Below are 23532 nucleotides of genomic sequence, written 5' to 3'. Positions count from 1 at the left end.
CGCGGATGAGGGAGGATGGAGCGTCGACCCCCAGGATTCCCGGCTGCTAGGAGACGTACCGCGCATGGCCCGCCGCACCTCGACCCCCACTGACCGTCCCGTCGAGGAGAACATCGTCGAGATTGACGTCGAGCGGGAGATGGAAAGCGCGTACCTGGAGTATGCGTATTCCGTGATCTACAGCCGGGCGTTGCCTGATGCCCGAGACGGTTTGAAGCCGGTGCAGCGGCGGATCCTCTACGGCATGACTGAGCTGGGCTTACGGCCGGAACGGCCGCACGTGAAGTCCAGCCGGATTGTCGGCGAAGTGATGGGTAAGTATCACCCGCACGGTGATTCAGCGATTTATGACGCCTTGGTGCGGATGGCTCAGCCGTTCTCGCTGCGATTGCCGCTGGTCGATGGACACGGCAACTTCGGGTCATTGGACGATGGCCCGGCGGCGTCACGGTATACCGAGGCTCGTCCGGCGTCGGCAGCGAGTTTGATGACCGGGGGTTTGGACGAGGACACCGTCGATATGGTGCCCAACTACGACGAAACGCTGACTCAGCCGGAGGTCATGCCTGCGGCGTACCCGAATCTGCTGGTCAATGGCGCGTCGGGGATCGCGGTGGGAATGGCGACCAATATGCCGCCGCACAACCTAGGCGAGGTCATCGGAGCGTGCCGATATCTCATCGAGCATCCAGATGCGACGCTCGAGGAATTGATGCGATTTGTGCCCGGTCCGGACTTGCCCGGTGGTGGTCGGATCGTCGGTTTGGATGGTGTCCGGGATGCTTATGCCACCGGGCGGGGGGTTTTCCGCACTCGCGCTACCGCGCATATCGAAAATGTCACGGCCCGCAAGAAGGGCATCGTGGTCACCGAGTTGCCGTATCTGGTCGGCACGGAAAAGGTGATGCAGAAGGTCAAAGACCTGGTGCAGAGCAAAAAACTGCAGGGGATCTCGGACCTGAAGGATCTCACCGACCGGAAGCACGGTTTGCGGCTGGTCATCGAGGTCAAAAACGGCTTCAATCCGGAAGCAGTGTTGGAGCAGCTGTACCGGTTGACGCCGATGGAAGACAGCTTCGGGATTAACAACGTCACTTTGGTCGACGGCCAGCCTCGCACGTTGGGTTTGCGGGAGCTGTTGCAGGTGTACGTCGACTTCCGCACCGATGTGGTGCGTCGCCGGACTGCGCATCGGTTGGCGCGCCGCGAGGAACGTCTGCACTTGGTTGACGGGCTGCTGTTGGCAATTGTCAACATCGACGAGGTCATTCGGATTGTGCGGGCCAGCGAGGACACTGCGGCCGCCCGGACATCGCTGATGGCGACGTTCACGCTGTCGGAGGCGCAAGCGACGTACATTTTGGACCTGCAGTTGCGCCGGTTGACGAAGTTCTCCCGCGTCGAGTTGGAGAAAGAAGCACAGGAGCTGCGGACCGCGATCGAAGGGCTGCGGGCGATCCTTGCCGATCACGGCGCGTTGATGGCGTTGGTGTCTGATGAGTTGGCGAAGGTCGCTGCGACACATGGGTCACCGCGACGCACCGTATTGCTGGAGGGGTCCGGAGCGACGGTGACTTCAGCGACGCCGCTGGAGGTCAGTGACGACCCGTGTTGGGTGCTGCTCAGTTCCACCCGTTTGTTGGCCCGCACCACCACCGACGGTCCGCTGTCAGACACTGGTGGTCGAGCAAAGCATGATGCGGTGGTGAGTCGGGTGCGTGCCACGGCGCGCGGGGAGATCGGTGTGGTCACATCGCTCGGCCGGGTGCTGCGGCTGCCGGTGGTGGAGTTGCCGACGCTGCCACCGACGTACGACGCTCCCACCGTGTCCGGGGGGGCGCCGTTGGCGGCATTCACCGATCTGGCGATGGGTGAGCAGCCGTTGTGTCTGGTGTCTTTGGCGGAGGACTCCCCCGGTGTGGCGTTGGGCACCGCGCAGGGCGTGGTGAAGCGAGTGACCTGTGACTATCCGCATGGCAAAGACGAATGGGAGACCATCGCGTTGAAGGACGGCGACCGCGTCGTCGGAGCCGTCGAATTGACTACTGGTGAGGAGCATCTGGTGTTCCTCACCGCGGCGGCTCAGTTGCTGCACTATCCGGCGTCGGCAGTGCGTCCACAGGGTCGCTCCGCTGGTGGCATGGCCGGGATCAAGGTGGCTGCCGGTGACGAGGTGATCTGGTTTGGTGCAGTCAATCCGGGTCAGGATGATCCGGTGGTGGTGACGATGGCTGGGGCGAAGGATGCCTTGCCGGGGACGCAGGTGCCATCGTCGATCAAGGTGACACCGTTTACGGAGTATCCGGCGAAGGGTCGCGCCACCGGTGGGGTGCGCTGTCAACGATTCCTGCGCAGTGAATCTCAGCTGGTGTTCGCCTGGGTCGGCGGGATGCCAGCCCGGGCCGCTGGCCCGAAGGGTGAACCGGTGGACTTGCCGCAGGAATTCGGGAAACGCGACGGATCGGGGGCACCTGTGGGTGCCTCAATCGCTGCGATCGCTGGGGCGTACGGCGACAGCGGCGGTGGCGCCCCGGAGGGGATGCGGAAGGCGGACTCCGACGCTGTGATCCCCGACAACGCAGGCCAACCCGTCGATAGAGATGGTGGCGACGGCGGTGATGTGGATTTGGAGACGGTACGTGCCACGTTACGGGCCGAAGATGCTCGACGATCCGCTCACAAGACGGTGGGCTTAGCTGCTGGTGACTCCCTGTTTGACCTGGACGACACGGCATCCGCACCCCGTCGCGTCATGGAACGTGACGGTGACGACCCAGACGACTTCAGCGACGCCGTACAGATCGGCCGCGACTGAGCGATATGACCTGGTGAGGATGTCACAGGCGCTTGGAGCTCCGTACTAGACGTGTCGATGGGGTCAGCAGCCCCGAGGTGACCGTGGGCATGGTGGTGCACTGACCGAGGTGTCCTGCAGCGCGGATCAACCTGGACTGGCCAAACGGCTAGTCCAGGTTGATCCGTTCGGCGGTACTGCCGATATGGCGAGTCCCCCTAGCGTGAGTGATGCCGGGAGACATCCTGCGCATCTCTCCACTCGAGGAGGTGAAACCCATGATCGACGTGCTGTCCCAACAGAACCTGCCCACGGTCGAGACCGATGACGAAGAGGCCGCGTGGAGCCTCCTGTCCATTGCCTGCTGACGGCATATCTACTCGCCGCGTCAGCATTCGATTTTCCACATCGACATTGACACTATCTCCGGAAAGGAGGGTGACAATGAGTGACGTCCTAGCTTATCAAGAGCTTCCGACCATGGACATCGATGAGACTGAGGCCGCATGGAGCATTCTCTCCATTTGGTGCAGCTGAGATCGGGTGGTTTAAAGACCACTGCGAGACAACATGTCACCCCACACCTTTGTGTCCGGCGAACCGATTCGCCGGGCACAAAGTTTTCACTATGAATAAAGCATTGCTGTTTGGAAGGCGCTACGTGTCCAACTATGCATTTGTCAGTGAGTGTCATGATCTTCATGTCACCTACGACGCCCGGTCAGCAAATCCCACTGCGGTCCTGCATGGGGTGAACGTCTCGGCGTCACCAGGAGAGCTGGTGGCTGTGGTCGGACCTTCGGGCAGCGGGAAGTCGACGCTGTTGCACGCACTGGCGGGGTTTGTCCAGGCCAGCCAGGGGGCAGTGCGGCTGTTAGGGCGGGATATCACCAGGGCGTCTCAAGCGCAGGTGTCCGCCGTGCACCGCAGTGGCGTGGGTTTCGTCTTCCAATCCTACAATCTGATCCCCTCATTGCCAGTTTTAGAGAATGTTCTCCTTCCGGCACGTTTCGCCGGCAAAAGAGTGGACAAGAATCGGGCCGCTCACTTACTGGAAAGGTTTGGTTTGGGGCGACAGATGGCGCAACGTACCGGAAGTCTTTCTGGTGGGCAGCAGCAGCGAGCTGCGATCGCTCGGGTTGTATATGACCAGCCGAGCGTCGTGTTTGCCGACGAACCGACCGGAGCATTAGATACCACGAATGGTCGACTTGTCCTCGACGCATTGAAGGATCTGACCAGTGACGGTGTCACTGTCGTGATGGTGACTCATGATCTCCAAGCCGCTGCCCGCGCTGACCGGGCGATTGTCCTCAGAGACGGCGTGGTCAGTCAGATCCTAGAACGGCCCAGCGCAGATGCCCTGTTCGCTGAAACAGCGGAGCATATCGATGCTTGACCTGGCATGGCATGACGCCGTAGAACACCGTCTCGTCTGGATCGGGGTCCTCCTCGTTGCCGCTGCGGTGTCGCTGTTTACGACCCTGTGTTTCACGGCAATGTTCACCGCTGCCGCATCGGATCCCGCAGCGTTTAGTACGCCGTACGGCCGGGATGTGATGCTCAAAATGACCAGCAACCTGCTGTTTTTGTCTGGCATACCGGCTGTGCTCATCGTGGCGACGGTGCTCAGCACGTTGACCACGCAACTCGGTGAGGTGCACGCTTTGTGGCGGTTAGCTGGCGCGAGCCCCCGCCAGGTCATTGGGGTTTTCACCATGCAGGTCGTCCTCGCCTGCGTCACCGGGTCAGTGGTCGGCGGTGTCATCGCTGTGCCTTTCCACGATTCAGCGCAGCGGATGATGAGTCGTGGTTCCGCCGTACGGTTGGCCGACCAGGCTGGATTGTCGAGCGTCGCTGGGGTGCTTTGTTCGATGCTGTTGGTCTCGTTGTGGGGGGTCCTCGCGGGGATTCGACCAGCAGTCAGAGCATCGAGGACGTCTCCGCTCACTGGTCGCGAAGCTGACCGGTCAGCGCCACCGAGTCGCTACCGGGCCTTCCCAGCGCTGCTGTTCGTGGCATTCGTCCAGATTCCCGTGCTGGTGCCGCTGCTCATGTCCACGGATGACATGGCCCGCAAAGCTCCGGCAGAGCCAGCGCTGATGGGAGTGGTGCTCGCCCTGCCTGCCGGATGGATGCTGGTCATCACGTTGGCCTTAGGCGCGCCGCTCTATCTAGGACCGGTCATGCGGTTGTGGACAGCACTGCCTGGACTGACGCGCTGGACGCCCTGGCGGGTCGCCCGGCATATCGCGATGAGTCGAGCCACTCAATCCGCCGCGACGGTCATCCCCTTGATGATGGGGATTGGGATGTTTGCCTGCTTTGACATGATGACGACGTGCGCCAGAAATATCACCGGCCCGTCAGGCGACCCTATCAATGTGTTTGACGGTGTCCTCATGCTCACTCCGGTGGGGGTGATCGGAGCGATCGGCAGTGCAGCGGTGGTGTTCATGGCTTCACAACGACGCATCGACGACGTCACTCACCTGCGGATCGCTGGCGCATCCCCAGGAGCGAGCATGGCGGTCTTTTTGAGTGAATCCGTGATCTATGTGGCGACGGCGGTGTTGATTGCCCTGACATCTGGGGTGGGCATGTGGGCCTTGATGTCGTGGTCGCTGTCTCGGTGGGGCCGGCCGGTGGAGTTGGCCGGGTTGGACGTCACCGGGTCGGTGACGGTAGCGCTCGTCGGCGGAGCAGCGACCATCCTCATCGTGACCTCGTGTGGAGCATTGGCGTGGCGCCGTCCGCTGGTCACAGCGTCAGCGACCTAATGCGGTGATCACCCCCGGATGCGAGGACATCAACACCTCAGTGGACTGTCGACGATCGGAGCACCACCGTCATGTTCAGCGAAGTCCCCTTCTTGACCGCATCCGACGAGTTTTACTGCCCGCCGACAGTGACGACGCGTCCTTTCCACGTGCCGTCCCGCCCCGGCTGGGATGTGTGGTGCAGCCCTGACTGGGTGTTTCATCGTCCCTGTGATGCAGACACCCCGCATCAGGGCTGGAAAATCCATGTCAGCGCTGTCGAAGAGCAAGCTCAGTCCGTGCTCTCTCGGGCTGCGGTCGTCGCTCAGGACTTGCAGGTCAGCTTCAAATACCTCCCCAACCGAGAAAAATTCCTATGGCGCAATAGCAAAAACTGCGACCGACGACACGCCGGGAAGTTCATTGCGTTCTTTCCCACTGCTGACCAGCTACCCCAGCTCCTGCCGGCATTAGAAGAACACCTCGGCGACACTGACGGCCCTTACATCTTGTCGGACCGACGGTGGAAGAAAGCTCCGATCTTCCTGCGGTACGGCGTATTTCGTCCGTACCAAACGACTGACGGACCGGATGTCAGGCTCCGAGACCCGCATGGACATGCAGTGGAGGACAGCCGATCATTGACGTTTACGGTCCCCGATTGGGCTCCCATTCCCCCCATTTTGACCTCATGGCTCCCCGACGTGACTGGGCACAGCCGAGCACAACTGCCCTTCACCATCGACTCCGCGATCTCTTTCTCAAACGCCGGTGGAATCTACCGCGGCACCTACGAGTCGACGGAAGTGGTGGTGAAAGAAGCGCGTCCGCACGCCGGGTTGGACCGGACCGGCACAGACGCCGTCACTCGACTCGATCGGGAACGAATTGCGCTGACCAGCGTCGACGTGGGACGAGCGGTGCCCACCATCCTGTACGCCGGGCATCACTGGGAGCACCACTACCTGGTGGAGACGTGCCAGCCAGGTGTCCCGATGCAGATCTGGTCGTTGCACGGTGCTCCCCATCGGCAGGTTGACGACGACATCGCCGACCGTTGGGCGAGATCCTGTCAGCGGGTTCTCGCGTCGCTGCGCGCCATCCTGGATGGCCTTCATCAGCAGGGCTGGGCGCACCTGGACATCCATCCAGGAAACGTGCTGGTGGATCCCGACACGATGGACGTCTCACTGATCGACTTCGAAAATGCCCTCCCGATCGATGCACCCCCGTGTGAACAGCCCATGGCGGCTCTGGGGTTCGGCTTGCGCGGCGTGCACTCTCCCTGCCGCCACGATCACTATGGCCTGACCCGGATCGCAGCGACGACGCTGTGGATCTCCCGGGCGGAAAGCGTGCTGGAACCGGATCATCTCCACACAGTCCTGCGGCTCGCCCGCCAGGATCGGACGCATCCCTGGTTACGTCCCGGCCGCCCCGCCACCGACGCCCTGCTCGATCTGATCGAGTCCATCACCCACGATATGTCGCAGCATGACACCCCGCTGCGTCCTGTCGGTTACGTACGTCCGCTACCTCGCCTCGAGGATCGCCACTGGGAGGCAGTGTTACGACGCGGCATCACCGACGCGGTCGATGCCCACCACCAACCGGGGCGCCGCTATCCCGTGCATCATCGGGCGCTCACCGCGGGGTGGACCGGGCTAGGCAGCGGTGCCGCAGTGATCGATCGGATCTGCGGTCGAATCCCGGATATCCCAGACGGCATGACAACCCATCTGGGATTGATGGACGGCTTGGTGGGCGATCTCTTAGCGACCGAAGAGGATCATCCGAATGAAGTGCAGGTGATGGTGGATGATCGGTTAACGGAATTGCTCGCAGTGTCGGGAACTAGCGTTCACAGTGGGCTTCCAGGAGTGCTACTCGGCTTGGTGCGATTGCATGCGGTGCGTGATCACCCAGAGATTCTTTCTCGGGTCGTAGAGGTGATACGGCAGTTGGCGCGAGACTACGTAGAAAACTCGGGCTTCATCACGCAAGTCAGGCAGAATCGCGGGAATCACCCGCGCTTCCAGTCGACTGGTTTGCTATATGGCAATATGGGTCTGGCATGGTTGTTCTATATGGCGCGCGAAGTGCCCGGGGTCGACGTAGGGCGCCTTGAGGACGCTTGCGCAGTGGCGTTACGTCGAGAATTCGAGGGTTATCTCACCATCGAGGGTCGCATGCTCGCCGATCAAGGACGACGAGGGCTGTCATATGTGGCGACCGGAAGCGCAGGGTGGGGGTTGATACTGCCGCTGGTGCCTGACAGCTTGTGGCCACCGGGCCTAGCAGGGAGGCTGCCCGAGCTGAGGAACGCTTGCGACGCGCCAGGTGCGATGTTCCCTGGTTTGTTCAACGGGTACGCCGGGCTGGTGTGGGGTTTCACCCGGTTGAGTGCCTGCATGGGCGATTCTGAGGCGGCAGCGACCGGCACGGCACGGTTGCATCGTTGCCTGGAACGCCAGGCCCTCGGTCGCGGCACCACTGGGGAGGGTGCCATGGTGTGTGGGGATGGGTGTCGGCTCACTGCGGACCTCGCCACCGGAAATGCGGGAATCTTAGTGGCATTGCGGGGACTGTCCTGCGATGGTGATCTGCTCGATGTGACTCTGTCGACGCTCGGAGCGTCGTAAGCGCTCTGGTGGTTGACGATGCGATGCGCCCAAGATCTGATCCAGACAGCATCCGCCCCACGGGCCCCACAAGTGCGGCTCTGCCTGCTGTTTTCGACCCGGGAGTACGCTCTATTCCACGACCTCGTGGTAGAGCATCGGTGGACTGAGGAGACTGCAATGGTGGGCCGCCACATCACTGCGGTCGTCGCAGACGACGAAGCGTTCGTCCGGAATGCGCTCCGCACGTATCTCAGCGCTGATGGGGATATCGAGGTGGTCGCTGAAGCCATCGACGGTCGCGATGCCCTCGACCAGGTGGCCGCGCATGATCCAGACGTCTTGTTGTTGGATCTGCAAATGCCGGACCTGGATGGCATTGAGGTGACCCGTCAGCTGAGAGCCAGACAGTGCAGGACCCGGGTGCTCGTTGTCACCGCACATCTCAGCGATCGCTATGTGGCTCCGGCGTTACTTGCCGGAGCCAGCGGCTATCTGGTCAAAGACTGCGTCCCGCGCCGTATCCTCCAGGCCGTGCGGGACGTCGCTGAGGAAGAGCTCTCTATCGACCCGCAGGTCACCCGCTACCTCATCGAAACAGCTGGCCGGATGACTCCTCCCCCACACCACTCAGTAGAACTCACCGACCGAGAACGCCAAGTCCTCGAAAAGTTATGCACCGGCCTCAGCAACAAAGAAATGGCAGATGAGTTGATGCTCGCCGAATCCACCATCAAGTACTACCTGTCTGGTCTGATGCAGAAATTTGACAGTCGTGATCGTGTCCAACTCGTCATCTCCGCTTTCCGTTCCGGCGTCGTCCGGTAGCCGCTTACGCGGCCCGGTCCACCAGTTGCCGCAGTGGTTGGCTTGGCTGGTGTCAGTGCTGACTGTCGCCGGGATGATCGACGACGTCCGGGTGATGGTGATGGACTTGATGGCGACAGGTCTGGGATGGCACACCGCTGTGCGACTCTGGGTGCTCTCCGGTTTTGGTGGCACCGGGTTGGCCTTGTCATTTCGCCCTCGATGGGCGCCGCTGCCATTCCTCGTGCTAGTGGCAGCGCTGCCGTTCCTGCCTGACCATTCAGATCCACATCTAGCAATGTTGCTGCTGTTAGGACTGGCTGCTGGAGTCCTTGACTGGGCCCGTCTGCTATCCATGGTGATTCCATTGCTGATGGTGGCGACAGCGACAGCGAGATCTGACAGTCCTGGCCGGGATCACACCGAACTGATCGTGACGACCATCATGGTCGCAGCTCTCGGCCGAGTGATCTGGGTCATCGCGACACGCCAACAACAGGCCCAACGAGAAAACGAAACGTTAGTGCTGGCAGCAGTCGCCCGCGAAGAAGCCGCCGCCGCCCGAGCGGCGCAGTTGCACCTGCGATACGAACGCCAACGGCACCAGTTGAGTCAGGAACTTCACGACGTTGTCGCCCACGAATTGACCCGCATCTGCATGGAAGCCGGGGTCGCAGCGCAAGAGTCGACGGACCCAGACCTTCACCGACGTTTTGAAGAGCTCGCCGATACCGCCCGGCGAGGACTAGGTGAGATGCGGCGTCTTATGGCGCTCTTCGACACCCCCGACGATGAGGAACCCCCGGGGCCTGTCCCCCGCTCGCCCCTTCAAATCAGCCTGCCGGTGGCGCTCGCACAGGCACAGGCCTACCTGGAACAGATCGGTGTGACCGTCGTCGTGGAGGATCGGGTCCACCGCCAGTTGTCGTATTCGGTATCAAGTGCTGCCGAAGCGGTGCTACGAGAAGCGACCACCAATGTCGCCAAGTACGCACCGCCGGGCAGCACCTGCTCCGTGATGGCACTGACCACAGACACCGAGTTAGTGGTGGAGGTGCGCAATCTCATCGCCGAACCCTGTACGACGCCGACCTCGCCCCCGTCAGGTTTTGGCCTGAATCTGTTGTGCGCTCGCGTGGAGAGTGTGGGCGGTCAGGTCACGGTTTGTACTGATGACGGGTGGTGGGTGCTGACAGCGACGTGGCCGGTCGGGTGATGGAGTTACCCGACCGGCCACGCTGGTCATATGGTGTCGCGTTGCTGCTCAGTCAACGTCTTCGTCGACCCAGTCGAGGGTCTTGGTGACGGCTTTCTTCCAGTTCCGCACGAGCTTGTCCCGCTTGTCTGTGTCCATTTCAGGGGTCCACCGGGTGTCTTCAGCCCAGTTGGCGATGACGTCTTCCTCGCCCTTCCAGAAGCCAACGGCGATTCCCGCCGCGTACGCCGCTCCGAGCGCGGTGGTCTCGGCAACCTGCGGCCGGACGACCGGCACACCGAGGATGTCGGCTTGGAACTGCATGAGGGTCGCGTTGGCGGTCATGCCGCCGTCGACTTTCAGCTCAGTCAGTTCGACGCCTTGGTCACGAGCATCGGCGACCATCGCTTCCATGACCTCGTAGGTCTGGTAGGCGGTGGCTTCCAGCGCAGCCCGAGCGATGTGACCTTTGTTGACAAACCGAGTGAGACCGACGAGTGCGCCACGAGCGTCGCTGCGCCAGTGTGGCGCAAACAGCCCGGAGAACGCGGGCACGAAATAGGCGCCACCGTTGTCATCCACAGCCGCGGCGAGTTTTTCCACTTCCGGGGCGGTGGTGATCATGCCGAGGTTGTCCCGGAGCCACTGGATCAGTGACCCGGCGACGGCAATGGATCCTTCGAGGGCGTAGACCGGCTTGTTGTCACCGATCTTGTAACAAACCGTCGTCAACAGACCGTTCTTGCTGGTGACAGCTTCTTCACCAGTGTTGATGAGCATGAAGCAGCCCGTGCCGTAGGTGTTTTTGGCCATGCCTTTGGTGAAGCAGGCCTGACCGAAGGTCGCCGCCTGCTGGTCGCCGAGGTCACCGGCGATGGGCGTGTCAACGAGCAGACCTTGCTTGCGGCCATACCCGTAGATCTCTGAGGATGACTTGATTTCCGGAAGCATCGACATTGGAATACTCATGTCGGCGCAAATCTTTTCATCCCAGGCGAGTTGACGCACATCCATAAGCATGGTGCGGGAGGCGTTAGTGACATCTGTGACGTGGACGCCGCCATCGATGCCGCCGGTGAGATTCCAGATGACCCAGGTGTCGGTGTTGCCGAACAACAGGTCACCTCGCTCAGCCTTCTCACGGGCCCCTTCGACGTTGTCGAGGATCCATTTTACCTTCGGGCCAGAGAAATACGTCGCCAAGGGCAGACCGCAAACCTCTTTGTATTTGTCGACGCCCTCATCGCCGGCGAGCTGATCGCAAATCTTCTGGGTGCGGGTGTCTTGCCAGACGATGGCGTTATATACCGGCTTTCCGGTGGTCTTGTCCCACACCACCGCAGTCTCACGCTGGTTAGTAATGCCGACCGCGGCGATGGAGTGACGGTTAATCTCGGCGCGGGTCATGCATTGCCCTACGGCTTCGCGAACATTGTCCCAGATCTCGTCCGGGTTGTGCTCAACCCAACCGGCCCGAGGGAAGATTTGCTCGTGCTCGAGCTGGCCTACGGACACAATCTGTCCGCCGTGGTCAAAGAGGATCGCGCGGGAGCTCGTGGTGCCCTGATCGATCGCCAGGACATACTTCTTGTCACTCATCTGTCATGCCTTTCACGTCTTTGTGGTGGGGGTGAGCCAGGGATTAGTGTCAATCTAAGATACCGAGACTCATTGATAAATTAATGAGCCAGATGGCGGTGACGCTCAGAAAGCGCTGGCGAGCAAACCTGCGAGCACAGCTCCGATAATGGGGCCCACAACCGGGACCCAGGCGTAGGACCAGTCGCTGGCTCCCTTGCCCTTGATCGGCAAGATCGCGTGAGCGATGCGCGGCCCGAGGTCACGAGCAGGGTTGATGGCGTACCCAGTCGGGCCACCAAGGCTGGCACCGATTCCGACCACCAACAGGCTCACTGCGAGCGGACCAACCTCAGTCTTGGTCTCGCCGAACTTGAGGATGACGTAGACCAGGACGAACGTGGCAATGGCTTCAGTGATGAGGTTCCACAGGTAGCTGCGGATGGCCGGCCCGGTAGAGAAGCATCCCAGTTTGGTTGCTGCATCTTCTTCCTGGTCGAAGTGGTCTTTGTAAGCGACATAGGCCAAAACAGCACCGATGAAAGCGCCGATCATTTCAGCAGCCAGATAGACAACGGTGCTGGTCGCAGTGACGTTCACGCCTTTGGCGTATTCGGTGGCACCGTTGGCCAACAAGCCCAGCGTCACTGCAGGGTTCAAATGAGCCCCCGAACGGTAAGCGGCGTAAACGCCTGCAAATACTGCGAGTCCCCACCCCCAGTTGACCATCAAGGTTCCGCCTGCATTGCCTTTAGTCTTACCTAAACAGACGTTGGCGACGACACCGATACCTAAGAGGAGCAAGATCGCCGTGCCAATAACTTCTGAGAAGAAGACGGTGGACAGGCTGACGGTTCCGGCTGACGCCGACCCGAGGATTATGTTCATGCTTTGACTCAATTCTGCGCGGACGTCGTTGTACGACAGATGTTTCGATGAAGAGGGCTGTCCTCACCGAGGTGAAGCTTCCAACAACTGACTCATTTCCAGCACTGGCAGCTCCGTCGAGCCATTTAGGCCCTGGATTCAGCTGAAGGCACGCCCGTAGGCGTGCCTTCAGCTGCCCAATCTCCTTCGTTTGGGCAGGGATAGACCTGTCCAAACGGAGAAAAACTACTCGGTACGGATGAGGGTGAGCTTAGTCGGACAATCGCCCAACTCATAGCCTGCTTATATCGCTCCACCCTCGATTTTGTTGCGCTTGCGCAACAAAACAGGCGTCAGGCCATCGGCACTAGGTCTTGCACGGCGTTGCGGGCGGCGCTGGCAGCAGCATCACTGTCTTCGGCCTCGGCCGCCGCTTCACCCTCAGCACGTGCCCGGGATGCCTCGATCTCGCGGGTAGTGCGTGCGTCGTCCCAGCCCAGCAGCGGAGCGACGATCGCGGCGATCTCTTCCAAGCAGGACGCTCCGCGATCACGCATTTCGTAGTCGAGACGGATCCGCTTGAGCAGAATGTCATCCAGGTGCAGTGCGCCTTCGTGAGTGACTGCGAAGGCCACTTCAGCGCGAAGGTAGGCCGGCGCTCCGACGAGACGCCCACCGAGGGACGGCTTCTCGTCGATCATCGCCATGATGGTCTCGATCTCGTCGCCGTACCGGTCGAGCAGGTGCTGGACCGTCTCAGTGCTCCAGCCGCGCTCTTTGGCGATGACGTGGGCACGAGCGGCGATCCCGCGATAGCGGGCGGCACCCACCAGAGGCGTCTCATCAGTGACGCACGGGTAGGTGGCGAGGCCCTGCTTGCCGTGCATCTGGGTGATCGCGAAGTCGACAGCATCTTCAGCCATCACCCGGTAAGTGGTGAGTTTGCCACCGGCGATGGCGCACATACCGGGCGCAACCTCGCTGACGGTGTGCTCGCGGCTGACCTTCGCCGATGCGGACTCGTCCTTCACCTTCGGCTGCAGCAGCGGGCGCAGACCGGCGTACGTGCCGATGATGTCGTCTCGGGTGAGCTTGTCGGCGAGCACTGCATTGGCGTGTTCGAGGACGTAGTCAATGTCGGCGGAAGTAGCGACCGGGTGGGCAAGGTCCTCGTGCCAGGCGGTGTCAGTGGTCCCGATCACCCAGTACCGCTGCCACGGGATGATGAAGAGGACGGACTTCTCGGTGCGCAGGAAGATCCCCGTCTCGCCTTGGATGCGCTCCTTAGGTACGACGATGTGGATGCCCTTTGAGGCCAAGACGCGCAGCCCGGCGTCGTCCCGGACGAGATCTTGGGTCTGCTCGGTCCAGACACCGGTGGCAGCGATCACGTACTTCGCTTTGACGAAGCGCTCCATGCCGGTTTCCAGGTCCCGCACGGTGGCGCCGTTGACGCGTCCGGTGTCGTCCTTGGAGAAGCCAACGGCCTGGGCGCGGGTCGCGGCGAGCGCCCCGAATCCGGCGGCGGTGCGGACCAGGTCGATGACCAGGCGGGCGTCGTCGACGCGGGCGTCGTAGAAGCGGATGGCTCCGGTCAGGGCGTCGTCACGGATGCCGGGGAAGAGTCGCTTGGCTCCGGACTTGCTGTAGTGCTTTTGGATCGGGACGCCAGCTTTGCCGCCGGCACCGATCTGGGCGAGCATGTCGTACATGCCGACGCCGATGGCGCTGTAGCTGCGTTCGATGACGGGCATTTTCAGCGGCCACAGGAAGGGCTGCGCTTTGACCAGGTGGGGTGCGGTGCGGGTGAGTAGCAGGCCGCGTTCTTTGAGGGCTTCGGCGACGAGCGCGAAGTCCAGGTTGTAGAGGTAGCGCAGGCCACCGTGGACGAGTTTGCTGGACCACTGGGAGGTGCCACCGGCCCAGTCTTGGGCTTCGATGATCGCGACGCGCAGTCCTCTGGTGGCTGCGTCGAGGGCGATGCCTGCTCCGGTGACGCCTCCGCCGACAACGAGGATGTCTACTCCGTCGTCGTCGGACATAGCCAGCAGGGCTTCTTCGCGGCTGGCCTTGGTCAACGCCGTTGTCACTGTTCCTCCTGAGGTGGCCTCACCGGGGCTCGCGACGGTGGGGCGACGTGTGGGTTTTAGGCCACCTCCGCGCATCGAGGAGCGGCCTCTGACGCTCATCGTCACCCCGACTGAGAAGACGATCAAGTGGCATGCACGTTTGCGCAGGCCTAGGATCGGCTGATGCACGAAAGCGATCGCGTCTACGAGGCCGCAGCCCTCTATTACCTGCAGGACGAGACGATGGAGAGCATCGGATCCCGCCTCCAGGTGTCTCGATCTACGGTGTCCCGGATGCTTAAACAGGCCCGAGATTCCGGGATTGTCCGGATCAGCGTGGCGCCTGCCGAGGCGCTGACCTCACCATTGGCCGAACGCCTCCGATCCGCCTTCACCGTATCGGCTCATGTAGTCCCAGTAAGAGATTCGGCAAATATAGCGACTCGATTGGATGCCGTAGCTCGACAGGCCGCAGCTCTGCTGGGCGACCTCATCACCGACGAGACAATCGTCGGTGTCGCCTGGGGTACGACGATGAGCGCGGTGTCTTCCCATCTGCCTTCGGCGGCAACTCGCGGCAGTGAAGTAGTCCAACTCAACGGCGCTGCCAACATGACCACCTCGGGGGTGGCGTACGCCAGTGAAATCTTGGCTCGGTTTGGGCGGGCTTTCGACGCGCACGTGCACAACTTCCCCGTACCGGCGTTCTTCGACTACCCAGACACCAAAGCTGCACTATGGCGAGAGCGTTCAGTGCGACGCGTGTTGGATCGGCAGGCACGGATGGACATTGCCGTGTTTGGCGTCGGCACCTTCGCTGGCCCCATGCCCTCCCATGTGTATTCCTCGGGTTACCTCTCCTCTGAAGACATCGCTGAACTCCTCCGACAGGGAGCAGTCGGGGACATCTGCACCGTGGCGTTGCGAGAAGACGGGACATATGCCGACATCCCCCTCAATCAGCGGGCTTCAGGTCCGACACCAGCAATGCTCGCTCAGGTCCCGCGACGGGTCTGTGTTGTTGCTGGGCAGCATCGGGCCCAGGCAACATTGGGTGCCTTGCGGTCGGGGGCAGTCACCGACTTGATCATCGACGAGCAGACCGCCCGCTCACTCCTGGATCGGGCGACGCCACGCAGCCGACCTGCCGGGACCCACTGAACGCGCTCGCACCTCTGAGCACCATTGCTGCACAACCGGACCCACACGAAGCTCACCCGGCTTGATCAGCACCAGGGCGTCCTTTCGTAGAGTGGTTTGATGACCGAAGCGTGCGCGACCCCACCCGCCTCTCCTGGTTCCCTTCGTGCTCACGCAGGGTGTTCACGCATGTGGGACGCCGAGGACACACCCGTATGGGGGACCGCGTCACCGGCATTGTTCTGGCTCGCAGTGGAGCAACCCGGCCCGTGGGGCACGAAAGCATTCACCCAATCCCGGTTGGATCCCTCAGTAGGCGCCGCACTGGAGCAGCAGGTCACTGCCGCGGGTGGACGCGCTGTGCTGATGCGGTCGGTCAGTGACCGCCGGGAAAGCACCGCTGGGGTGCCGGTCCGCGTCTTCCTCGCGGGGGGCGCCGCAAGCAACGACCCTTGGCTCATGACGGGGTTATTCGTTGATCCTTCAGTGCTGCTGCACCTGCCCTGGGAGAAAATCGCTGCGGGTGATCGGGCTGCCGCGCAGCGAGCCCTGCCTGAGCTGGCCTTGCAACGTATGCCGGTCCTGCTGGTCTGCACCAATGGCAAACGTGACGTGTGCTGCGCCGTACGTGGTAGAGCAGTTGCTGCATACGCTGCAGGTCAACGACCATCGGCAGTCTGGGAGTGTTCGCATACTGGCGGTCACCGCTTCGCCCCTACTGGGGTATCACTTCCTTCAGGGGCGACATTTGGGCGATTCGACGGCCCCTTGGCGACCGCTACCTGGGATGCGTCAGTGAACGGACAGTTGCCTGCCGCAGCGATCGGCGGGCGTCACCTGCGTGGCCTTGCCCATCTGACCTGCGCCCAACAGGCCGCTGATGCTTTTCTTCGTGCCCACATCGGCGAACTCGACATCGCGGCACTGCAGGTCACCTCAACGACAGATGTCAGCGCTAATGACCTCACCGAGGTGAAGCTGCGCCACCGCGACGGCCGGTCCTGGACGGTTCACGTCAGTGCAACCACTGCTGCTGGCCCACCGGTGTCTTGCGGCGGCACATCCGTGGCCTCGACGTCGTACGCCGTCACCCTGATCGGTTGACCTCAGCGAACACCCACCGCCAGAGCTTGACCGACAGGGAGCGCTAGCAATGCCTGGCCTGGCGATTCCCGGCCTGGCCGACAGCTTAAGGAACCAAACGATTTGACGCTGAATGCACCGTCACTGGAGGGAAAGAACCCCGACGTGTCGCGGTCCCTCCAATTGGCTGCCAGGCGCCACCATCTACCCGAAAATCTGCAGTCAGGACGGCCGTCAACACCGGCGTAAACGAACCCACTCGGGTATATGAATGTCGAATATCCCCACTGGGGTAAGCCCCACCCATCGACCGCGTCGCACCCGATGAATGCCCATCACCAAAATCATAAATAAAATGGTCCAAGGCGATGCGGAAATCCACCGCACGACCCAATAGCGACACTGAACGCACCTGACCAGGGCGATATCCCTGCGCAGACCACGACGCCGCAAAAAACACCGGCAGCCGCACCAACGAGCGCTGTCCCACTGGTTGCATCGAACCACCTGGAGACGCGAACGGCGTCCGCGCAAACTCAGCCTGCACATCAGCTAAGGTCAAATCAGGACGGGAAGGCTTCATTAACGTATTAGGAAAACAGCTTCTGCCTACAAGTGTCCAAGACTCATTTGAATCAGCTGGCCGCGAGTAAACGCGGGTCATTACCCCAAGACTGTCCGGCTCGCGAGCACACATCATGCGAGCAGACTGGCAGTCAGCATCACCCCCTTCTGCTGTATTACCAGGGCAATCAGGGGCTTGCCTATATTCCATTTTTGCCGCACCCCCAGCAATGATCGGAGATCCAAATGTTTTTAGGCCTTCAGCATTACCGTGAACCCTCCTGGATCCCGCACTTGATAACCCATCATCAGACAGAGAATTATCCCAAAAGACATCATCACTCATAACCAGTGAGGCAGACAAGCCAAGAGCAAGAAATACCCCGGTATGCAAGTTGGCCATCAATGCCCCCTTGTAGAATTGCCGCCACCGAGCGGCCTCTCGATCCTCTGAATCAACCAGCCCGTTCTTTTGTATTTTAGATAAACAGTGAATGAAAAAACAACAGGCTCCGCAAAGTCGGCTAATTTCCTCCCTTCGATGGAAGCTTTATAAGCCTCGGTTCCCTGCAGTGCAATGCTGACTATGCTCGCATTATCAATTGGTTTACTGTCAATAATGGAAGCTTCAATTAAGGTTACATCAGGGCCACTTAAATGCCACTTTTTAGAAAGTGCCTCACGGGCGCCTCCATCTCTCACTGCGCAAGACTTAAGGTCCTTCTCGCATAGTTTTAGGATTTCACCAGGCGAGGGCTTCATCAGCACCTGAGCGGCAGCTTCGAAAAAATACTTTGTGAAAGCAACGGCGCCTTCGTCAGACTTGACTTTTGCGGCGCTCGGCATGTTCGCGATCACGTCGAACGTTTCGGGTGACGCCGACGGGATGGTCGTTGGTGCCGCCATCGCGGACGATGCCGGTGATGGCGGCGCCATCTTGACACCGCCAGGCGGACCTTCAACAGCTGAGCCACACGCGGCCAGAGCCCACAGCCCCACCACCACCGCCCCAGCAACGACACCACCGGGACGCGCGCATCCCCGACGAGCAACCACAACTGACCCCCACACAGTGAACTCAACCCCTAGTGCCTACCCCACCCCCGGGACAGACCACCCCCAATTAAGACAACAAGACGCACACCTGTCCAACTCCACCGGATACAAGGATGGTGGCGGGTCGGCATCTGCCTTGACCCGCCACCCTTCACAGCAGAACTGTCAGCTCATACTGAGCGCCCGAGCCCGCTCAGGCGTCGATCCGTTCACGATCCAGATCGTGAGCTGCCTCCACGATGAAATCTTTCCGTGGAGCGACATCACTACCCATGAGCAGCGCAAACACGCGCTCAGCTGCTTCAGCGTCGGCCAAGGTCACCCGCCGTAAAGTCCGGGCGCCTCGATCCATTGTGGTCTCAGCCAACTGGTGGGCGTCCATCTCCCCCAGGCCCTTATATCGTTGAGGTTCTTTCACGTTGCGCCCAGATTTGCGTAGCCGAGTCATCGTGGCCCGCATCTGAGCTTCGTTGTAGGTGTAAATCAGTTCGTTTTTCTTCGACCCAGGGTTGACCACTTCGATGCGATGCAGCGGCGGCACAGCTGCATACACTCGGCCCGCCGCGACCAGCGGTCGCATGTATCGGAAGAACAACGTCAGTAGCAACGTCCTAATGTGGGCGCCATCAACGTCCGCATCGGTCATGATGACGATCTTCCCGTAACGCACAGCATCCAAATCAAAACTGCGACCCACGCCAGCGCCGACGACCTGAATAATCGATGCGCACTCGGCATTTTTTAGCATGTCTCCCACGGAGGCTTTCTGCACGTTGAGGATCTTGCCTCGAATGGGCAGCAACGCTTGGAAATCACTGTCCCGCGCCAGCTTAGCCGTGCCCAAAGCTGAGTCACCTTCGACAATGAACAGCTCAGTCCGGTCGATGTCATTGCTGCGACAGTCTGCAAGTTTCGGCGGCAACGTGGAGGTTTCCAACGCATTTTTACGGCGTTGATTTTCCTTGTGCGTGCGGGCAGAAATCCGGGATTTCATCTCCGCGACGATCTTCTCCAGCAGCTGACTCGCCTGGACTTTGTCATCGCGTTTCGCGGACGTCAATCGAGCCACCAGCTGTTTTTCCACAACGCGTGCGACGATCCCCCGCACCGCACTAGTACCCAGGACCTCCTTGGTCTGCCCCTCAAACTGAGGCTCCGCCAGACGCACCGTCACCACGGCAGTCATACCAGCAAGGATGTCGTCTTTCTCGACTTTGTCCCCACCGACTTTCAAGCGACGAGCGTTGTCCTCCAACTGTTTACGGAAGACTTTCACTAAGGCCGCTTCAAAACCGCCCAGGTGCGTCCCGCCCTTGTGCGTGTGAATAATGTTGACGAACGCTTCTGTACGCGATTCATACCCTGTGCCCCACCGCAACGCCACATCAACGTGACATTCGCGGTCGACGTCAGTGGGAGTCATGTGCCCCCGAGCGTCCAACACCGGCACCCGCTCAGTGAAATGCCCTACGCCCTGCAGACGCCACACGTCAGTGACCGGAGTGTCCGGAGCCAAGAAGTCACAGAACTCGCTGATCCCGCCATCGTGCTTGAACACCTCTTCATGAGGCCCATCAGCCCCAGGAGTGCCAGCCAGCCGACGCTCGTCCCTGATGACCAGCTCTAACCCAGGCACCAAGAAGCTGGTCTGACGAGCCCGGGCGATCAGATCGTCGTACGCGAACTCCGCCTCAGCGAGGAAAATCTGCCGATCCGCCCAATACCGGACCCGGCTACCAGTCACCCCACGTTTGGTCTTGCCCACGATCCGCAATTCGCTGCCCTCAACGTACGGCGCGAACTCGCCATCCAAACCAGGACCTTTCGGGCCGTCAGCGAAGACCCCCGGCTCACCGCGATGAAAACTCATCGCGTACGTCTTGCCACCACGATCAACGTGAACGTCCAACCGCTCTGACAGGGCGTTGACCACGGAAGCACCCACGCCATGCAAACCACCAGACGCGGTGTAGCTTCCACCACCAAACTTGCCGCCGGCATGCAACTTCGTGAAGACCACCTCCACGCCTGACAGACCGGTCCGCGGCTCCACATCGACCGGGATGCCGCGACCGTCGTCGCGCACCTCCACTGAGCCGTCCTCGTACAACACCACCTGGATCTTGCTGCAGAAACCACCCAATGCCTCGTCGACAGCGTTATCGATGATCTCCCACAAGCAATGCATCAACCCTCGGCCATCGGTCGAACCGATGTACATACCTGGTCTCTTTCGGACCGCTTCCAGCCCCTCCAGGACCTGAAGGTGACGGGCGCTGTAACTGCCCGGGCTGGCGGAGGCGGTGGTGACGGCCACGGATGCGTTTCCTCTCTGCAGGTGGACCGTGGGGGAACGGTCGTCGTTCAGGGTAGCCCGCCCCACCGACGACACCGACCATCACCACCTCACCGCCACTGACCGACCTGTCCTAGACATCCCTGAGCTGCAGGACAACCAACCCCACAACCGTTTGTCGCCCGGCTGGCGGGTTTCGCTCCCAAAGCTCTTCTACTCGCCCCGAAGGAGTCGATGAGGAGGCGTCGACACCAACGGCGAAGAACATCACCCGAACCCGCCCGTACACACCCATCCGGGTGAACGCGGACAGTTCGGCAGGGAACACTCGATCGTGTTTGACTGTTGGTGCCTACGAAGCGCACGTGACCGACGTGGCCCACCCGGGGCCACGGAACCGACTGAGAAACGTGCCAGGAAGGGTAGACGTGGCTACTGCACTCGCTAGCACCCTCACCGCCGCAGACCGCTGCGACCGGTGTGGAGCCCAGGCGTATGTGCGTGCACGCCTGGCTTCCGGTGGAGAACTGCTTTTCTGCGCCCACCACGCCCGCCAGCACCTCCCGGCCCTGTCTGATGTCGCAGTAGCGATCGACGACGAGACCGACCGCCTCACCCAACCAGCTATTGACTGATCAGCACATCGACCTGACGTGTCGACGGTTTGTCAGGCGGGCTAGGGCCACTGACGTGCTGATGCCGACCACCATGGTGGTCGGCATCACTGTCGTCAGATCTATCGCTCGATGGCGATCACAGCCGTAAGCTCATAGCCCCCGCATGACAGCCACACCGGGGGGCTCACCACATTCAAGGTCAGAGTTCACCCTCGCGGCGACGCTTCTCCCAACGCTGCTCCATCCTGCCCATGAAATTGCCGCCAGGCCGTTGCTTGCGACTCTGTGACGGACGTGGCTGACGATTCCCTGCTGGTGCCTGCCGACCAGCAGTTCCACTCGCGGATGGCGTCAACGCCCAGATCACCCCACCGATCATGACGGCGAAGCCCAACACTCCCAGGGGGATCGAAGCCATACTCACTCCGACCACCACCAGGGCCAGCCCTAAAATCGCGGCGACACCGCCCAGGATGTGCCGGGTCCGGGATGTCGGACCACCACGTCCCTTCATCTGCGAAGCAAAACTCGGGTCTTCCGCGTAGAGAGCCCGTTCCATCTGGTCGAGCAGCTTCTGCTCGTGCTCTGACAGCGGCATGCTGACCTCCCTACACATCTGCGCACCCCGGCGCGGCCCCGGCCCGTCACCTACCGCCAGTCCACCGGAGGAGAGTGGTCGCGCGTGCCGGACGCCGACACAGTGTGCTGTCGGTCTCACCAGGATAAGCGGACAATCCCCGCCGCGGTAGCCGGGGCGGCCAAGCCGATTGATCGATATGGGGTTGACACCACCAACGGCGAGTCAGTGCGCCCGACGGCGCTCCGTCTCCTCCCCTGCCGACGGCATTAACGACGCCGGACGCACCACCCCAGACCCAAACCGGGCAACCGCCTGATCCACCGCCCGATCAGCATCCCGCCAGCCATGCTCAGGCTCATCAAGCAAGCCCTGCACCGGCGTACCTTCCGCGGCCACCAGCCCCTCCAACCGGACACCGAGCAGTCGAATCCGAGCGCTCGACGGTGACAACTCGTCATACAACCGGCACACCGTCGCATACACCTCCCTAGTGACATCAGTGGGTACCGACAACGTCCGGGAACGAGTCACGGTAGAAAAATCGGCAAAACGCACCCGCAAGCTCACCGTGCGCCCCATCACGGCATGAGATCTGGCCCGAGCTGCAGTCCTCTCCGCCAACGCCAGAAGCTGACGGCGTACCTCCTCCGAATCATCCAGGTCCACCGGAAACGTCCGATCGGCGCCCACACTCTTTTCCCGACGTACCGGAGTCACCGGGCGAGGATCACGAGCCCACGCGAACTCGTGCAAACTCACCCCCATCTGCCCCAGCGCTCGCTGAAGCGTCTCCACTGGGGTGTGAGCAATATCGGCCACCGTGTGCAGGCCCATCCCCAGCAAAACTTCCTCAGTGCGATCCCCCACCCCCCACAACGCACCCACCGGAAGCTGCTGCACAAAAGACACCGCCTCCAGCGGAGGTACGACGACCATCCCGTCTGGTTTGGCCAGACCAGAGGCAATCTTCGCCACGAATTTCGTCGATGCCGCACCGACCGAACAGGTAATACCCACCCGGCTATGCACCGTTGCCCGGATCGACTGCCCGATCGTCATCGGTGAGCCAAGACGACGCACTGCTCCGGAAACATCAAGGAACGCTTCGTCCAGACTCAACGGCTCCACTAACGGGGTGATCGCACGGAACACCTCCATCACCGACCGAGAGACCTCGGCATAACGGCCATGATCTGGGGGGATAACCACAGCCTGCGGGCATAGCTGCCGCGCCCGTGCCATCGGCATCGCCGATGTCACCCCGAACTCCCTGGCCTCATACGTCGCAGACAGGACCACCCCGCGCCCGCCTCCACCGATGATCACCGGGATACCCTGCAGGTCAGGATGCTCCAACAAGGTCACCGACGCGTAATAAGCATCCATGTCGACATGCAACACGGTGCACCCGGTGTCATCCAGCGGGCCGCTCGCCATACGGCGGGGAACTGCGAACCGTCGCCTGCTCACCGCAGATCACCCGCCGGGTCTGACCGCGAGAGATCG

The 23532-nt window shown here is 61.3% G+C and carries 18 protein-coding genes; 10 read left to right on the top strand and 8 right to left on the bottom strand.

All coding sequences use genetic code 11. The features are described 5' to 3' along the window. Positions 1-64: 64 nt before the first annotated feature. From KEM60_RS11345 to KEM60_RS11315, 7 genes are all read left to right on the top strand, one after another. Positions 65-2815, top strand: a complete 2751-nt coding sequence (locus KEM60_RS11345) for a DNA topoisomerase (ATP-hydrolyzing) subunit A (RefSeq protein WP_219107729.1) — start codon at positions 65-67, stop codon at positions 2813-2815. Positions 2816-3024: 209 nt separating this feature from the next. After that, positions 3025-3162: a hypothetical protein gene (locus KEM60_RS11340; RefSeq protein ID WP_219107728.1), complete on the top strand. Its 138-nt coding sequence runs from the start codon at positions 3025-3027 to the stop codon at positions 3160-3162. A 293-nt stretch (positions 3163-3455) separates the two neighbouring features. After that, positions 3456-4193 carry an ABC transporter ATP-binding protein gene (locus KEM60_RS11335; protein ID WP_219107727.1) on the top strand — a complete coding sequence of 246 codons (738 nt, stop codon included), beginning with the start codon at positions 3456-3458 and terminating at the stop codon, positions 4191-4193. Then, positions 4186-5574: an FtsX-like permease family protein gene (locus KEM60_RS11330; RefSeq protein ID WP_219107726.1), complete on the top strand. Its 1389-nt coding sequence runs from the start codon at positions 4186-4188 to the stop codon at positions 5572-5574. Before KEM60_RS11335 ends, KEM60_RS11330 begins: the two co-directional genes overlap by 8 nt. A gap of 71 nt (positions 5575-5645) precedes the next feature. Next, on the top strand, positions 5646-8195 hold the full coding sequence (locus KEM60_RS11325) for a phosphotransferase (protein WP_219107725.1): 2550 nt from the start codon (positions 5646-5648) through the stop codon (positions 8193-8195). Positions 8196-8354: 159 nt separating this feature from the next. Continuing rightward, positions 8355-9002: a response regulator transcription factor gene (locus tag KEM60_RS11320; RefSeq protein ID WP_219107724.1), complete on the top strand. Its 648-nt coding sequence runs from the start codon at positions 8355-8357 to the stop codon at positions 9000-9002. After that, a complete protein-coding gene (locus KEM60_RS11315; RefSeq protein WP_219107723.1) occupies positions 8956-10197 on the top strand; it encodes a sensor histidine kinase in 1242 nt (413 codons plus the stop codon). The genes KEM60_RS11320 and KEM60_RS11315 overlap by 47 nt, the downstream gene beginning before the upstream one ends. A gap of 48 nt (positions 10198-10245) precedes the next feature. Here KEM60_RS11315 and glpK read toward each other — a convergent pair whose 3' ends face one another. The 3 genes from glpK to KEM60_RS11300 all read right to left on the bottom strand — a co-directional run bounded on the left by glpK (position 10246) and on the right by KEM60_RS11300 (position 14663). Beyond that, positions 10246-11775 carry a glycerol kinase GlpK gene (gene glpK, locus KEM60_RS11310; protein WP_219107722.1) on the bottom strand — a complete coding sequence of 510 codons (1530 nt, stop codon included), beginning with the start codon at positions 11773-11775 and terminating at the stop codon, positions 10246-10248. A 105-nt stretch (positions 11776-11880) separates the two neighbouring features. After that, positions 11881-12642, bottom strand: a complete 762-nt coding sequence (locus KEM60_RS11305) for an MIP/aquaporin family protein (RefSeq protein WP_219107721.1) — start codon at positions 12640-12642, stop codon at positions 11881-11883. Between the two features lie 332 nt (positions 12643-12974). Then, positions 12975-14663, bottom strand: a complete 1689-nt coding sequence (locus KEM60_RS11300; protein WP_255574651.1) for a glycerol-3-phosphate dehydrogenase/oxidase — start codon at positions 14661-14663, stop codon at positions 12975-12977. A 210-nt stretch (positions 14664-14873) separates the two neighbouring features. Here KEM60_RS11300 and KEM60_RS11295 point away from each other — a divergent pair, with 210 nt between their 5' ends. Together KEM60_RS11295 and KEM60_RS11290 are read left to right on the top strand one after the other, a co-directional pair. Then, positions 14874-15851 carry a sugar-binding transcriptional regulator gene (locus KEM60_RS11295; protein ID WP_219107720.1) on the top strand — a complete coding sequence of 326 codons (978 nt, stop codon included), beginning with the start codon at positions 14874-14876 and terminating at the stop codon, positions 15849-15851. Positions 15852-16019: 168 nt separating this feature from the next. Continuing rightward, positions 16020-16934 carry a sucrase ferredoxin gene (locus KEM60_RS11290; RefSeq protein ID WP_219107719.1) on the top strand — a complete coding sequence of 305 codons (915 nt, stop codon included), beginning with the start codon at positions 16020-16022 and terminating at the stop codon, positions 16932-16934. An 85-nt stretch (positions 16935-17019) separates the two neighbouring features. Here the strand turns inward: KEM60_RS11290 and KEM60_RS11285 are convergent, their stop codons facing one another. The 3 genes from KEM60_RS11285 to KEM60_RS11275 all read right to left on the bottom strand — a co-directional run bounded on the left by KEM60_RS11285 (position 17020) and on the right by KEM60_RS11275 (position 20850). After that, positions 17020-17496: a hypothetical protein gene (locus KEM60_RS11285; RefSeq protein ID WP_219107718.1), complete on the bottom strand. Its 477-nt coding sequence runs from the start codon at positions 17494-17496 to the stop codon at positions 17020-17022. 383 nt (positions 17497-17879) lie between these two features. Then, the gene (locus KEM60_RS11280) at positions 17880-18413 is read right to left on the bottom strand and encodes a hypothetical protein (RefSeq protein WP_219107717.1); all 534 of its coding nucleotides are present in this window, start codon (positions 18411-18413) and stop codon (positions 17880-17882) included. 313 nt (positions 18414-18726) lie between these two features. After that, complete coding sequence (locus tag KEM60_RS11275; RefSeq protein WP_219107716.1) at positions 18727-20850, bottom strand: type IIA DNA topoisomerase subunit B; 2124 nt, start codon at positions 20848-20850, stop codon at positions 18727-18729. A 407-nt stretch (positions 20851-21257) separates the two neighbouring features. Between KEM60_RS11275 and KEM60_RS11270 the strand changes: the two genes are divergently transcribed. Then, positions 21258-21464, top strand: a complete 207-nt coding sequence (locus tag KEM60_RS11270) for a hypothetical protein (RefSeq protein WP_219107715.1) — start codon at positions 21258-21260, stop codon at positions 21462-21464. 181 nt (positions 21465-21645) lie between these two features. On the opposite strand, the gene KEM60_RS11265 is transcribed toward KEM60_RS11270, so the two are convergent. Together KEM60_RS11265 and dinB are read right to left on the bottom strand one after the other, a co-directional pair. Further along, entirely contained in the window at positions 21646-22044 is a 399-nt protein-coding gene (locus KEM60_RS11265; protein ID WP_219107714.1) for a DUF3040 domain-containing protein, read from the bottom strand. Positions 22045-22248: 204 nt separating this feature from the next. Beyond that, on the bottom strand, positions 22249-23496 hold the full coding sequence (dinB, locus tag KEM60_RS11260; RefSeq protein ID WP_219107713.1) for a DNA polymerase IV: 1248 nt from the start codon (positions 23494-23496) through the stop codon (positions 22249-22251). Between the last annotated feature and the right edge of the window lie 36 nt (positions 23497-23532).

The sequence above is a fragment of the Austwickia sp. TVS 96-490-7B genome, assembly GCF_019331795.1.
Lineage (GTDB): Bacteria > Actinomycetota > Actinomycetes > Actinomycetales > Dermatophilaceae > Austwickia.
Note: the sequence above shows the minus strand (reverse complement) of the source record. Positions and strands in the feature narration are given on the sequence as shown.

Coding starts and splice junctions, on each gene's coding strand:
- KEM60_RS11320 (WP_219107724.1), top strand. CDS start 8,355: ATGGTGGGCCGCCACATCACTGCGGTCGTCGCAGACGACGAAGCGTTC.
- KEM60_RS11300 (WP_255574651.1), bottom strand. CDS start 14,663: ATGTCCGACGACGACGGAGTAGACATCCTCGTTGTCGGCGGAGGCGTC.
- KEM60_RS11305 (WP_219107721.1), bottom strand. CDS start 12,642: ATGAACATAATCCTCGGGTCGGCGTCAGCCGGAACCGTCAGCCTGTCC.
- KEM60_RS11285 (WP_219107718.1), bottom strand. CDS start 17,496: ATGAAGCCTTCCCGTCCTGATTTGACCTTAGCTGATGTGCAGGCTGAG.
- KEM60_RS11345 (WP_219107729.1), top strand. CDS start 65: ATGGCCCGCCGCACCTCGACCCCCACTGACCGTCCCGTCGAGGAGAAC.
- KEM60_RS11280 (WP_219107717.1), bottom strand. CDS start 18,413: ATGGCGCCGCCATCACCGGCATCGTCCGCGATGGCGGCACCAACGACC.
- KEM60_RS11325 (WP_219107725.1), top strand. CDS start 5,646: ATGTTCAGCGAAGTCCCCTTCTTGACCGCATCCGACGAGTTTTACTGC.
- KEM60_RS11265 (WP_219107714.1), bottom strand. CDS start 22,044: ATGCCGCTGTCAGAGCACGAGCAGAAGCTGCTCGACCAGATGGAACGG.
- KEM60_RS11340 (WP_219107728.1), top strand. CDS start 3,025: ATGCCGGGAGACATCCTGCGCATCTCTCCACTCGAGGAGGTGAAACCC.
- KEM60_RS11290 (WP_219107719.1), top strand. CDS start 16,020: ATGTGGGACGCCGAGGACACACCCGTATGGGGGACCGCGTCACCGGCA.
- glpK (WP_219107722.1), bottom strand. CDS start 11,775: ATGAGTGACAAGAAGTATGTCCTGGCGATCGATCAGGGCACCACGAGC.
- KEM60_RS11330 (WP_219107726.1), top strand. CDS start 4,186: ATGCTTGACCTGGCATGGCATGACGCCGTAGAACACCGTCTCGTCTGG.
- KEM60_RS11295 (WP_219107720.1), top strand. CDS start 14,874: ATGCACGAAAGCGATCGCGTCTACGAGGCCGCAGCCCTCTATTACCTG.